13 protein-coding genes and 1 pseudogene are annotated in these 12,097 nt (G+C 63.6%); 2 read left to right on the top strand and 12 right to left on the bottom strand.

Translation table 11 applies throughout. The features are described from left to right. Positions 1–132 (top strand): annotated as a pseudogene (locus GH660_RS15955) (IS481 family transposase); the annotation flags it as partial. 40 nt (positions 133–172) lie between these two features. Here GH660_RS15955 and GH660_RS15960 read toward each other — a convergent pair. Then, positions 173–859 (bottom strand): hypothetical protein, encoded by a 687-nt coding sequence (locus tag GH660_RS15960; RefSeq protein WP_228276533.1) that lies wholly within the window; start codon positions 857–859, stop codon positions 173–175. Positions 860–2,236: 1,377 nt separating this feature from the next. Continuing rightward, positions 2,237–2,854 carry a phenylacetic acid degradation protein PaaY gene (gene paaY / locus GH660_RS15965; RefSeq protein ID WP_194266341.1) on the bottom strand — a complete coding sequence of 206 codons (618 nt, stop codon included), beginning with the start codon at positions 2,852–2,854 and terminating at the stop codon, positions 2,237–2,239. A gap of 73 nt (positions 2,855–2,927) precedes the next feature. Between paaY and GH660_RS15970 the strand changes: the two genes are divergently transcribed. Next, entirely contained in the window at positions 2,928–3,728 is an 801-nt protein-coding gene (locus GH660_RS15970) for an IclR family transcriptional regulator (RefSeq protein WP_153147737.1), read from the top strand. Here GH660_RS15970 and GH660_RS15975 read toward each other — a convergent pair. The 10 genes from GH660_RS15975 to pcaF all read right to left on the bottom strand — a co-directional run bounded on the left by GH660_RS15975 (position 3,725) and on the right by pcaF (position 12,059). Continuing rightward, positions 3,725–4,225, bottom strand: a complete 501-nt coding sequence (locus GH660_RS15975) for an acyl-CoA thioesterase (RefSeq protein WP_153147739.1) — start codon at positions 4,223–4,225, stop codon at positions 3,725–3,727. The genes GH660_RS15970 and GH660_RS15975 overlap by 4 nt on opposite strands. 69 nt (positions 4,226–4,294) lie before the next feature. Next, positions 4,295–5,077: an enoyl-CoA hydratase/isomerase family protein gene (locus GH660_RS15980; protein ID WP_153147741.1), complete on the bottom strand. Its 783-nt coding sequence runs from the start codon at positions 5,075–5,077 to the stop codon at positions 4,295–4,297. 8 nt (positions 5,078–5,085) lie between these two features. Then, positions 5,086–5,859 carry an enoyl-CoA hydratase gene (locus tag GH660_RS15985; RefSeq protein WP_153146622.1) on the bottom strand — a complete coding sequence of 258 codons (774 nt, stop codon included), beginning with the start codon at positions 5,857–5,859 and terminating at the stop codon, positions 5,086–5,088. A 36-nt stretch (positions 5,860–5,895) separates the two neighbouring features. Next, complete coding sequence (gene paaE, locus GH660_RS15990) at positions 5,896–6,993, bottom strand: 1,2-phenylacetyl-CoA epoxidase subunit PaaE (RefSeq protein WP_153147742.1); 1,098 nt, start codon at positions 6,991–6,993, stop codon at positions 5,896–5,898. Between the two features lie 19 nt (positions 6,994–7,012). Continuing rightward, complete coding sequence (gene paaD, locus GH660_RS15995) at positions 7,013–7,513, bottom strand: 1,2-phenylacetyl-CoA epoxidase subunit PaaD (protein ID WP_153147744.1); 501 nt, start codon at positions 7,511–7,513, stop codon at positions 7,013–7,015. Positions 7,514–7,517: 4 nt separating this feature from the next. Continuing rightward, entirely contained in the window at positions 7,518–8,300 is a 783-nt protein-coding gene (gene paaC, locus GH660_RS16000) for a 1,2-phenylacetyl-CoA epoxidase subunit PaaC (RefSeq protein ID WP_153147746.1), read from the bottom strand. Next, complete coding sequence (paaB, locus tag GH660_RS16005; protein ID WP_153147748.1) at positions 8,300–8,593, bottom strand: 1,2-phenylacetyl-CoA epoxidase subunit PaaB; 294 nt, start codon at positions 8,591–8,593, stop codon at positions 8,300–8,302. Before paaB ends, paaC begins: the two co-directional genes overlap by 1 nt. Continuing rightward, on the bottom strand, positions 8,590–9,603 hold the full coding sequence (gene paaA, locus GH660_RS16010; RefSeq protein WP_153147750.1) for a 1,2-phenylacetyl-CoA epoxidase subunit PaaA: 1,014 nt from the start codon (positions 9,601–9,603) through the stop codon (positions 8,590–8,592). Before paaA ends, paaB begins: the two co-directional genes overlap by 4 nt. A gap of 76 nt (positions 9,604–9,679) precedes the next feature. Then, a complete protein-coding gene (locus GH660_RS16015) occupies positions 9,680–10,825 on the bottom strand; it encodes an ABC transporter substrate-binding protein (RefSeq protein WP_153147753.1) in 1,146 nt (381 codons plus the stop codon). Positions 10,826–10,853: 28 nt separating this feature from the next. Next, a complete protein-coding gene (gene pcaF, locus GH660_RS16020; protein WP_153147755.1) occupies positions 10,854–12,059 on the bottom strand; it encodes a 3-oxoadipyl-CoA thiolase in 1,206 nt (401 codons plus the stop codon). Positions 12,060–12,097: the final 38 nt, after the last annotated feature.

Consider the following 12,097-nt stretch of genomic DNA (forward strand, 5'->3'; position numbering starts at 1 on the left):
ATCGACCGTGCCCACCATCTGCCGCTATGGCTGCATCACTACAACTGGCACAGACCTCATGCCAGCCTTCAATATCAGCCGCCTATCTCCCGCATCACCTCACTGAACAACCTGGTGGGTTTACACAACTAGATGCCGATCAGAAGCGTCTAGGGAAGCTGTGGCGATTCACTTACGGAAAATAACGCCACGCAATCCCGTCTGCCAACTCTTCTACAGCGCCATGTATCAATGCGGCGGCAATTTCTGGATCGTTGGCCAAGCGCTTTATGGCTTCCTCACCCAAGAGGCTACGGGTAACCGTTACTTCGGATTCTGCCAAATATCGATATTCAGGTTCGAATGTGATGGCATTCAAAGGCAAGTTGAACTCCAATTTGACGCCGCATTGATCTTCCGGCTTCCCCCAAGTTAAAGTCATTTCAAGTTCGCCACCAATAATTACCGATTTTCCCAGACCTTGGTGGACCTCCTCAAATGCATCATGTGACCAAGGGGCCTTTGGTTTTTCCGAGAACTGCAGATGCTTATCGATGATTATCGGCAGTAGACGGGCCTCAAGCCCTTTTGCAGCGAAGTGTTTGCGGAGTTTTTTGTCCAGCAATGCCGGAATTGAGTCCTTCCAGAAAATAGCCTTTAGCCGGCCCGCCACATCGCCGCCATCAGCGCTCCAGATATCTCGACAAGGTTTTAAATATTGTTCCCGGGCGGCCTCTACAGCGGGTGTGGTTGCCATACCAGCGATAATCGCGAGCGGAGCAAAGACTAGGGCTGGTGGGAAGTAGGGAGAGGCAATTGCAACCTCCGCCAATACCTCGGTAATTTCTGTTGCTGTTTTGGTTCCGCCTTCTAGCTTCATTCCTGCAAGGCTCCAGCTCTCCCGCACAGCTGGGTACGGGGACGCCGCTCTAAGTGCTAGAGGTGCTTCATATGTCACCGCAATATCTGAAATTCCAAAGAATTTAGGAATCTCTTTATATGGACCTGCCTTTGGTGTCGAACACCCTGCCGCAATAAAAACTGCTGAAAGGCATGTTACGAGTTTATGCATTAAGGATTAACTTTTTTTGAAAACTCTAGGCTTTGCAAGACACGGTCACATTGTTCCCGAAATTTTCCTGAAATCGAGGCAAATGATCCAGACTGCCGAGATTCGAAGCATGTCGCCCAAACGATGGACCGTGGCAAATTAGGGTCTCGGCATGCACGACCGATTCTTAGATAGTAAAAATATTGCACGTAGCCAACACTTCTGATTGCGGCGCAGTCCGTTCTCAAATTCTCATCAAAATACACCTCTACCCGGTGCCGATGATTGGAAATATGCATTTTGGGTGTAATCAGCCGATCAATTTCTTCCCTAAGCAGTTCCTGTGTCGAAATGTCGCGTGACTCGGCATTATGTCTCCAAATGCGTATAGACCATTCCGACTCGACTTCAGGGTTCCATTCGTGGAAATTGATGAAATCACTTGAGGCTCCTTTACGCCAACTTTCGCCTTTCGGTGACAAAAAACTGTACCCATCTCTGGCTATTCGGGCATCTGGTTCTGTAATTGGCGTGGCAATTGTGCAACCGCTCAGCAACGCTGCATGCATCAATGTTGCGATTAAGAATGTTCGAGTCATCTTCAAATTTTCCCTGGTAGCGTTCAGTTGTAGAACTTGCGACCAGATCTGACATTTCCAATATTGTCAGGTGATGAGCGTCAGGCCAAATGCAGGTTGAAGGCTTTCTCTTTCCACGCCTCGATTCCTGCGATCAGGGCTAGTAGAGCCGTACGCTTGCGATAAATCATACTCTCGTGAGGCCGCTCTTTGTTGCAGTGGTCGGCTGGGCCTCGATGTCTGCCTTTAACTTCTTCCAGAGGTTTCTGGGCCTCAGCTTTCCTGACTTAGCTACTTCCGCTATAGATCGAGAGTTCGCGTTCGATAGCGCGGTGAACTGAGTTTCAGCGCCAAGCGGAACCAATTTCAGTTGACGGCCGCAATACCTATAGCATGATCGACCCGGGCTGTCTGACTGGACTGGCCGAGTCGCTTCCGTGATCCGGCCGTCCGGAACCAGAGTGGAACGGCCGTTCGGCTGACCGCTTACAGGAAATGCTCAACGGCAGCAGTTGGCCGGATAAAGTCTAATGACGAACAGATGTCAGTTCGCCGCCGTTATAAACAGTGCCGTTGTCGGTGGTCAGGCAAGGTGTCGTCTCGCGCTTGCCCAAGGCAAATTTGACCATCAGGCCCCGCGCTTCTTCAGTTCGGTCAGTGGCACCACGTCCGGCATCTCGATGCGCTTACGGCCGGCCTCGACCGCCGTCAGCGGCGCCGTTTCGACCAGCGTCGCCAGGCAGCGCCGGGTCAGCTCCTGGTAGGTGCGGGTGCCGTCGACCTTCCAGGCCATTTCCTCTGCGCTCAGCGGGCGAATCACCTTGGCCGGCACGCCGGCGGCCAGCATGCGCGGCGGCACCTCCTGGCTGGCCTTGACGAAGGCCGAGGCGGCGACGATGCTGGATTCGCCGATCACCGCGTTGTCCATGATCACCGCGTTCATGCCGATCAGCGCGTTGTTCCCGATGCGGCAGCCGTGCAACACGGCGCCGTGCCCGATGTGGCCGTTTTCCCCGACCACCGTGTCGGTGCCGGGAAAGCCGTGCATCACGCAGGTGTCCTGCAGGTTGGCGCCGGCTTCCAGGATCAGCCGGCCAAAGTCGCCACGCAGGCTGGCACAGGGGCCGACGTAGCAGCCGGGGCCGACGATGACGTCGCCGATCAGCACGGCGCTGGGATGGACGTAGGCGGTGGGGTCGACGACCGGGACGATGCCGTCGATGGCATAAACGCGCAAATTTGACATAAGCAAATGTTTTCCTTTGAAGTTCTGATTTATTATAGAACTAGTTTTGAATAACGGAATTCAGGGGGCGGTCATGAGCGATGAACTGGAAGGCAAGCACGGCGTCCAGTCGCTGGAAATCGGCATGGGCATCCTGCGCGCCATGGCCGATGGCCAGCGCTCGATGATGCTCAAAGATATCGCGGCGGCGGCAGGCATGCCGGCCTCCAAGGCGCACCGCTACCTGGTCAGCCTGATCCGCGCCGGCCTGGTCGACCAGGATCCGATGACCTCGCGCTACGATCTCGGCAGCTTCGCGCTCAGTCTCGGCCTCGTCGCGCTCGACCGGCTGGATCGCGTCCGCCTCGGCCTGAGCGCGATTACCGAGATGCGCGACGAAATCAACCAGACCACGGCGCTCGCCGTCTGGGGCGACCGCGGGCCGGTCGTCGTGCGCTGGGAGCGCCCGCGGCGCCCGATCACGGTCAACGTCACTACCGGTACTGCCCTCGAATTGCTCAGCACGGCCGCCGGTCGTGTCTTCGCCGCCTGGATGCCGAAAAAGCTCGTCTCCCCGCTGATTGCGGAGGAGCTGAAGAATGCCAGGCTGCCGCCGGAACTGAAGAGCAGGGCAGCCGTCGAGGCGTTGCTGGCCGAAATTCGCGCCCAGGGCTATGCGGCGACCAATGGCCAGCACAAGGTTGCCGGCGTCGAGGCGGTGGCGGCGCCGGTCTTCAATTTCAAGAACGAGATCACGATGGCGATCCTCGTCGTCGGCGTCCAGGGCATGCTCGACATCAGCCCGGCGGGCGACGTGATCACGAGCCTCAAGCGCCATGCCGAGGCCCTTTCGCTGCGTCTCGGCGCGCATGGGGAACCGAAGCTTCCCGCCTAACGGGCCTTGACGGCCTGGCTGCGCTGCTCGAATTCCTCACGCAGCTCGCGGCGGATCCTGGCGGCTGCGAAACGGCGTCGCTCTTCGTCCGACGACGGGACGAACAGCGGAACCGCGCAGGACTTTCCATCGTCGTCGACAGCGACCATGGTGAAAAAGCAGCTGTTGGCGTGGCGCAGGACCTGGGTCCGGATGTTTTCGGCAATGACCTTGATGCCCACCTCCATCGACGTCCGGCCGGTGTAATTCACGGACGCGAGAAACGTCACCATCTCGCCGACATGGATGGGTTGGCGAAACATCACCTGATCGACCGACAGGGTGACGACATACTTTCCGGCATAGCGGCTGGCGCACGCGTAGGCCACCTGGTCGAGCAGTTTCAGGACGATTCCGCCATGCACGTTGCCCGAGAAATTGGCCATGTCCGGGGTCATCAGCAGGGTCATGGTCATTTGCCGGCTGGGCAGGGCGGTATCGAGGGCGGGCGTCGTCATGGATGGATTTCCCGGGGTTGATGATCGAACGCCGGCGGCATCGGTGACGCCGCCGGCGCATCGGTTCCGCTATTGCAACCAGGCGGGCGTACGCTTTTCGAGGAAGGAGGCGATCCCGTCCCGGGCTTCGTCAGTGGCGCGCTGGCGGGCGATACGGCGGGCGGTTTCCTCGCTGATGATTTCGTCGATTTTTTGACCGTCGACCGCAGCGATCAGCTCCTTGGCCGCCTTCTGGGCGAGCGGGCCGCCGGCCAGCAGCGCGTCGACCAGCTGGCCGACGCAGGCGTCGAGTTCCTCGACCGGCACCACCTCGCCGACCAGGCCGATGGCCAGCGCACGCTCGGCACCAATCCGCTCGGCGCTCTGGAAGTAGCGCAGGGCGTGGCGCGGGCCGATGGCGCGCAGCACGTAGGGGCTGATCGCCGAGGGGATGATGCCGAAGCGGACTTCCGAGGTCGAAAACACCGCGTCGCTCGCCGCCACCGCCATGTCGCAGGCGGCGGTCAGGCCGGTGCCGCCGCCCAGCGCGGCGCCCTGCACGCGGGCGATGGTCGGCTTGCTCATCTGCGACAGCGTGCGCAGCATGCCGGCGAACTTGCGGGCGTCGTCGAGGTTCTGCTCGTGGGTGAATTGCGATGCGCGCTTCATCCAGTTGAGGTCGGCGCCGGCCGAGAAATGCTTGCCGCGGCCGCCGAGGACGACGACGCGCACTGTCGGGTCGGCGTCGAGTTCCTTGCAGGCGGTGGCCAGCTCGGCGATCAGCTGTTCGTCGAAGGCGTTGAAGACGGCCGGGCGGTTCATCCAGATGGTGGCGAGCTTGCCGGCGCGTTCGATTTCCAGGGTTTCGTACATGGCGGGCCTCAGCGGTTCCTGAAGCCCGGCTTGCGCTTCTCGGCGAAGGCGGCCATGCCTTCCTTCTGGTCCTCCAGCGCGAAGGCGGCATGGAACACCCGGCGCTCGAACAGCAGCCCCTCGTTCAGCGACGACTCGAAGGCGCGATTCACCGACTCCTTGATCATCATCACCACCGGCAGCGAGAAGCCGGCGATGGTGCGCGCCGCATCCAGCGTCACGTCGAGCAACTGGTCGGCCGGCACGACGCGGGCCACCAGCCCGGCCTTCTCGGCTTCCGCCGCATCCATCATCCGTGCCGTCAGGCACAGGTCCATCGCCTTGGCCTTGCCCACCGCGCGCGGCAGCCGTTGCGTGCCGCCGGCGCCGGGCAGGGTGCCGAGCTTGATTTCCGGCTGGCCGAACTTCGCCGTGTCGGCGGCGAAGATCATGTCGCACATCATCGCCATCTCGCAGCCGCCGCCCAGCGCGAAGCCGGCCACCGCGGCGATCACCGGCTTGCGTGCCGTCTTGATGCGTTCCCAGTTGCGGGTGATGAAGTCGGTCTTGTAGGCGTGCATGTAATCGAATTCCTTCATGAAGCCGATGTCGGCGCCGGCGGCGAAGGCCTTCTCGCTACCGGTGATGACGATGCAGCCGATGTTCTCGTCGGCCTCGAAGGCGTCGATGGCGGCGGCGATGCCGTCGACCACGGCGTTGTTCAGCGCGTTCAGCGCTTCCGGCCGGTTGAGGCGGATCAGCCCGACCTTGCCGAGGGTTTCGGTGAGTACGACCTGGGTCATGTCTATTGTCTCCGGTTTGGTTCTTGTCGGGCCTGCTCAGCGCTCGTCGAAGCTGACGGTCAGCTGCTTTGTCGTCGCGCGCGCCTGGCAGCTGAGGACGTAGCCCAGCTTCATCTCGTCGCTTTCCAGCGTGAAGTTCTTGTCCATCACCACCTCGCCGCACAGCACCTTGGCGCGGCAGGTGCAGCAGACACCGGCCTTGCACGAGAAGGGCAGGTCGAGGCCGGCGTTGAGCGCGGCATCCAGCACGTGCTCGTCGGCGGCGATCTGCAGCTCGTGTTCCTTGCCGTCGAGGACGACGGTCAGCGCGATGTCCTTGGCGGCGGCCTGCTTGAGCGGTGCCGCGTCGGTGTCGGCCTGGATCTTGGCCGCCTGCGCCGGGCCGGAGGTGAAGCGTTCGGTATAGACGCGGCTTGCCGGAACGCCGGCTTCGATCAATGCCTTTTCGGTCGCCTCGATCATCGCTTCCGGGCCACAGATGAAGACCTCGTCCATGCTGGCCGCCGGCAGCAGGGCGGCGATCACCGCGCGCACCTTGTCACCGTCGATGCGGCCCTGCAGCAGGTCGACTTCCTGCGCCTGGCGCGACAGGACGTGGATCAGCGTAAGGCGGTCGGGGAAGCGGTCCTTGAGGTCCTGCAGGGCCTCGTTGAACATCACGCTGGACATCCGGCGGTTGCCGTAGACCAGGGTGAATTTGGATTCCGGCTGCTCTTCCAGCGTCGTCGCGGCGATCGACAGGATGGGCGTGATTCCCGAGCCGGCGGCGAAGCCGACGCGGTGGATGGCGCGCTTCTTCCTGACCGTGAAGCGGCCTTCCGGCGGCATCACGTCGAGCTTGTCGCCGGCCTTGAGGGTCTGCGCCGCCCAGTTGGAGAAGAGGCCGCCCTCGACCGGGCGGATGCCGATCTCCAGCTCGCCGGCGCGCGCCAGGCGGCTGCGCGGGCTGCTGATTGAATAGGTGCGGCGGACATCCTCGCCGTTGAGCAGGGTGCGCAGGGTGAGGAACTGGCCCGGCTCGAAGCTGAAGGCATCGCGGACGGGGGCGGGAATGTCGAAGGTGACCGCCACCGAGCCGGCCGCTTCGGGGCTGACACGCTTGACGGTGAGTTCGTGAAAACGGAGGGCTGACATCTTGGGGCTCCGGTAAGGGCTAATAGGGCTTGAAATAGTCGAACGGTTCCTGGCAGTCGCGGCACTTGTAGAGTGCCTTGCAGGCCGTCGATCCGAAATGCGAGGTTTCGACCGTGTTGGCCGAACCGCAGTGCGGGCAGGGCACGGCTGGGGTCTGCGCCGGCTTCGCGATGAAGCGGACGACGCTGCTGCCGGCCGGCGTCGCGTGCGGCGGGGCGATACCGTAGGCGCGCAGCTTTTCCTTGCCGGACTCGGTCATCCAGTCGGTGGTCCACGCCGGCGCGAGCTGGGTGACGACGCGGGCCGGAATTCCGCATTTTTCGAGGGTCGACCGCACGTCGTCCTCGATCTGGCTCATCGCCGGGCAGCCGCTGTAGGTCGGGGTGATGACCACCTCCAGGCCGTCCGGGCCCTCCCGCACGTCGCGCAGGATGCCGAGGTCGCGCAGCGAGACGACCGGGATCTCCGGGTCGGCCAGGTCTTCCAGCGCGGCCCAGACGGCGGCGAGGTTCGTCGTCATGGCTTTACCAGCTGCCGTTCGGGTGGGCGCGGGCCAGGCTCTGCATCTCGGCGAGCAGGAAGCCGAGGTGCTCGGAGTGGATGCCGTTCTTGCCTTCCGGGACGTAGCCGCCGACTTGCGGGCGGACCAGCGTCGCTTCGGCCAGCGCGGCGTCGACGATGGCATCCCAGTCGGCCTGCAACGTCGCGAGGTCGACGCCGATGCCGGCCGCGACTGCCGCCGATTCAACCGCGCTATGCGCCCAGAATTCCTGGGTGTAGGGGAAGAGATGGTCGAGCGCGGCCTGGGCGCGGATGTGCGATTCGTCGGTGCCGTCGCCGAGGCGGACCAGCCAGTCGCGCGAATGGCGCAGGTGGTAGCGCACCTCCTTGAGCGACTTGGCGGCGATTGCGGCGAGGTCGGCGTTGGCCGACTTTTCCAGCGCTTCCCAGAGCAGCGCCATCAGCGCGCTGTAAAGGAAGTTGCGGACAATGGTCGTGCCGTAGTCGAGGCTGGCGTGGGCGTAGCCGGAAAGCGGGCCGTGGTGCGGCAGTTCGAGCAGCGTGTAGTTGCGGAACTCGTGCGTGTCGCGGAAGTAAGCCAGGCGGTCCTCGGTCGTGTTGCCGCCCTTGAGCGAGGCGACCAGCTGGTAGAGCAGGCGGGCCTGGCCGATCAGGTCGAGGCTGACGTTGGACAGCGCGATGTCCTCCTCGAGGATCGGCCCGTGGCCGCACCACTCGGCATTGCGCTGGCCGAGGACCAGGGCGTTGTCGGCGAGGTGCAGCAGGTAGTCGGTGGCGGCGTTCATCACATGTGCCCCACTTCTTCCGGGATCTCGTAGAAGGTCGGGTGGCGGTAGATCTTGTCGGCCGCCGGGTCGAACAGTTCGCCCTTCTCGTCCGGGTTGCTGGCGGTGATCGCCTTCGACTCGACGACCCAGATGCTGACGCCTTCCTGGCGGCGGGTGTAGACGTCGCGCGCCATTTCCAGCGCCTGCGCCGCGTCGGCGGCGTGCAGGCTGCCGCAGTGCTTGTGTTCGAGGCCCTGCTTGCTGCGGACGAAAACTTCCCAGAGCGGCCATTCTTTCAGTGCGGTAGTCATGCTGCCTCCTTCATCTTGCGTTGCTGTTGCTTGCGGGCGTGGGCCAGCGCGGCGTCGCGCACCCACTCACCATCGTTATAGGCCTTGACGCGGGTCGCCAGGCGTTCCTTGTTGCAGGGGCCGTTGCCATTGACGGTCTCCCAGAATTCGTTCCAGTCGATCTGGCCGTAGTCGTGGTGCTGGCGCTCCTCGTTCCACTTGAGGTCGGGGTCGGGCAGGGTGACGCCGAGCACCTTGGCCTGCGGCACGGTGGCATCGACGAACTTCTGGCGCAGGTCGTCGTTGCTGATGCGCTTGATGCCCCAGCGCATGCCTTGCGCGCTGTTCGGGCTGTCGGCGTCGGGCGGCCCGAACATGGCCAGGCACTTCCACCACCAGCGGTTGACGGCATCCTGGACCATCGCCTTCTGCTCGGCGGTGCCCTGCATCATCACCAGCAGGGCTTCGTAGCCCTGGCGCTGGTGGAAGGATTCCTCCTTGCACACGCGCACCATGGCGCGGGCGTAGGGGCCGTAGGAGCAGCGGCAGAGCGGGATCTGGTTCATGATCGCGGCGCCGTCGACCAGCCAGCCGATGACGCCGACGTCGGCCCAGGTCAGGGTCGGGTAGTTGAAGATCGAGCTGTACTTGGCGCGGCCGCTGTGCAGGCCTTCCAGCATCTGGTCGCGGCTGGTGCCCAGGGTTTCGGCGGCGGAATAGAGGTAGAGGCCATGGCCGCCCTCGTCCTGCACCTTGGCGATCAGGATCGCCTTGCGCTTGAGGCTGGGGGCGCGCGAAATCCAGTTGCCTTCCGGCAGCATGCCGACGATCTCGCTGTGCGCGTGCTGGCTGATCTGGCGCACCAGCGTCCGGCGGTAGGCTTCCGGCATCCAGTCCTGCGGCTCGATGCGGCCGTCGGCGTCGATGCGGGCGTCGAAGGCAGCCTGCAGCGCCGGGTCTTCGGTGGACGGCGCCAGCGGCACGGTCTTGCCGCCGGGGGCGTCGGGGACATTGAACGACTGTGTGTACATGAGGTTCTCCTGGGGTATGTGTTATGTCTGGGCAACTGCCCGGGACGGCTTTGGCGGTCGTCCCGGACGAGGCTGCTTACTGGACGATGACCCAGTCGCCACCCTTGACTTCCAGCATGCGGAAGGCCGAGAGGTCGAGGCCCATGTGGTCGGTCGGCGACATGTTGAAGGTGCCGCTGGTGGCGACGAAGCCCTTGGTCGCTTCGAGCGCGTCGCGGACCTTGGACTTGTCGGTGGAATTGGCCCGTTTGATGGCGTCGACCGCAAGCATCAGGCCGTCGTAGGCATAGCCGCCGAAGGTCGACACGTCCTGCTTGTAGGCCGCCTTGTAAGCGTTTTCATAGGCCGTGACGACCGGCTTCTGGGGATCGTTGGCCGGCAGCTTGGTCGGGATCAATTGCGCCGGGGAGGGCAGACGGACGCCTTCGGCGGCGGGACCGGCCAGCTTCAGGAATTCGTCGGAAGCGACGCCGTGCGATTGATACAGCGGCAGGGTGATGCCAAGCTGCTTGTAGTTCTTGGTGACGATCGCCGGACCCTGGCCGAGACCGAAGACGAACACTGCCTGGACGCCCGGCGTGCCCTTGATCTTGGTCAGCTGCGGGCTCATGTCGGTGTCCTTGGGCCCGTAGGTTTCGTTGGCGACCAGCGTGATGCCGTACTTGGCGGCGACCGCCTCGGTTTCCTTCTTGCCGGAAGCGCCGAAGCCCGAGGTCTCGGAGAGGAGGGCGACCTTGGTGATGCCGCGCTTCTTCATGTCCTCGAAGACCTTCTCGGCGGCCATGCGGTCGGTGTGCGGGGTCTTGAAGACGTGCTTCTTGACCGGCTCGATGATGACCACGGCGCCGGCCAGCGAGATGAAGGGCGTGCCCGATTTCTCGGCCAGCGGCACCATCGACATGGTCGAGCCGGTGGTGGTGCCGCCGACCAGGATGTCGACCTTGTCGTCGTCGATCAGGCGCTTGGCGAAGCCGTTGGCCTTGTTGGCATCGCTGCCGTCGTCGTAATGCACGAGCTGCAGCGGCCGGCCGATGACGCCGCCCTTCTTGTTGATGTCGTCGACGTACAGCTGCAGCGTCTTCAGCTCGGGGTCGCCGAGAAAGGCGGCGGGGCCGGTGACGGACAGCACGGAACCGATCTTGATCGGCTCGGCGGCGATGGCACCAAAGGCGCCAAGGACCAGGGCGGCACCGGCAACCAGCTTCTTCATGCTTTGTTTCATGGGTTTGTCTCCTCCGTTGGAAATTTTTTCAGACACGCTCGATCACCATCGCGATGCCCTGCCCGACACCGATGCACATGGTGCACAGGGCGTAGCGGCCGCCACGGCGCTTGAGTTCGTAGGCGGCGGTGGTGACCAGCCGGGCGCCGCTCATGCCGAGCGGGTGGCCGAGCGCGATCGCGCCGCCGTTGGGATTCACGTGCGCTGCGTCGTCGGCCAGGCCGAGGTCGCGCAGCACCGCCAGCGCCTGTGCGGCGAAGGCTTCGTTGAGCTCGATGACGTCCATCTGCGCCAGCGTCAGGCCGGTCTGCGCCAGCACCTTCTTCACTGCCGGGGCGGGGCCGAAGCCCATGATGCGCGGCGCGACGCCCGCCGTCGCCATGCCGACGACGCGCGCCAGCGGCTTGAGGCCGTATTTGCCGGCGGCGCCTTCCGAGGCGATCAGCAGCGCGCAGGCGCCGTCATTGACGCCGGAGGCGTTGCCGGCGGTGACCGTCAGCTCGGGGCCGTTGACGCCCTTAAGCCTGGCGAGTTGTTCGAGCGTGGTTTCCGGGCGCGGGTGTTCGTCGCGGTCGACCACCTTGGGGTCGCCTTTTTTCTGCGCAATGACGACCGGCACCAGTTCGTCGGCGAAGCGGCCGGCGGCATCGGCGGCGCCCCAGCGCTGTTGCGAACGGACGGCGAAGGCGTCCTGGTCGGCGCGGCTGATGTTGAAGTCGGCGGCGACGTTGTCCGCCGTCTGCGGCATCGAGTGGGTCTCGTACAGCTTCTTCATCAGCGGGTTGATGAAGCGCCAGCCGATGGTCGTGTCGTAGATCGCCGCGCTGCGCGAGAAGGCGGATTCCGCCTTGCCCATGACGAAGGGGGCGCGCGACATGCTCTCGACGCCGCCGGCGATCATCAGCGAGGTTTCGCCGGACTTGATCGAGCGGGCGGCGAGGCCGACGGCATCCATGCCGGAGCCGCACAGGCGGTTGACGGTGGTGCCCGGCACCTCGATCGGCAGGCCGGCCAAGAGACCGGACATGCGGGCGACGTTGCGGTTATCTTCGCCGGCCTGGTTGGCGCAGCCGTAGATGATGTCGTCGACGGCGGTCCAGTCGACCTGCGGGTTGCGCTCCATCAGCGCCTTGAGCGGGATGGCGCCGAGGTCGTCGGCGCGCACGCCGGACAGCGCGCCGCCGTAGCGGCCGATCGGGGTGCGGATGGCGTCGCAGATATAGGCTTCAGTCATTTTCATTCTTTCCGTAATTAGGCTGGCGTTCCTGAACC

Origin of the sequence: Dechloromonas sp. H13, assembly GCF_009469615.1 — a bacterium.
Classification (GTDB): domain Bacteria; phylum Pseudomonadota; class Gammaproteobacteria; order Burkholderiales; family Rhodocyclaceae; genus Azonexus.

Bases quoted from the DNA above. Each gene is read 5' to 3' on its own strand.
- GH660_RS15960 (WP_228276533.1), bottom strand. From the start codon at position 859: ATGAAGCTAGAAGGCGGAACCAAAACAGCAACAGAAATTACCGAGGTA.
- paaB (WP_153147748.1), bottom strand. From the start codon at position 8,593: ATGACTACCGCACTGAAAGAATGGCCGCTCTGGGAAGTTTTCGTCCGC.
- paaA (WP_153147750.1), bottom strand. From the start codon at position 9,603: ATGTACACACAGTCGTTCAATGTCCCCGACGCCCCCGGCGGCAAGACC.
- GH660_RS15970 (WP_153147737.1), top strand. From the start codon at position 2,928: ATGAGCGATGAACTGGAAGGCAAGCACGGCGTCCAGTCGCTGGAAATC.
- pcaF (WP_153147755.1), bottom strand. From the start codon at position 12,059: ATGACTGAAGCCTATATCTGCGACGCCATCCGCACCCCGATCGGCCGC.
- GH660_RS15980 (WP_153147741.1), bottom strand. From the start codon at position 5,077: ATGTACGAAACCCTGGAAATCGAACGCGCCGGCAAGCTCGCCACCATC.
- GH660_RS15985 (WP_153146622.1), bottom strand. From the start codon at position 5,859: ATGACCCAGGTCGTACTCACCGAAACCCTCGGCAAGGTCGGGCTGATC.
- GH660_RS15975 (WP_153147739.1), bottom strand. From the start codon at position 4,225: ATGACGACGCCCGCCCTCGATACCGCCCTGCCCAGCCGGCAAATGACC.
- paaE (WP_153147742.1), bottom strand. From the start codon at position 6,993: ATGTCAGCCCTCCGTTTTCACGAACTCACCGTCAAGCGTGTCAGCCCC.
- paaC (WP_153147746.1), bottom strand. From the start codon at position 8,300: ATGAACGCCGCCACCGACTACCTGCTGCACCTCGCCGACAACGCCCTG.
- GH660_RS16015 (WP_153147753.1), bottom strand. From the start codon at position 10,825: ATGAAACAAAGCATGAAGAAGCTGGTTGCCGGTGCCGCCCTGGTCCTT.
- paaY (WP_194266341.1), bottom strand. From the start codon at position 2,854: ATGTCAAATTTGCGCGTTTATGCCATCGACGGCATCGTCCCGGTCGTC.
- paaD (WP_153147744.1), bottom strand. From the start codon at position 7,513: ATGACGACGAACCTCGCCGCCGTCTGGGCCGCGCTGGAAGACCTGGCC.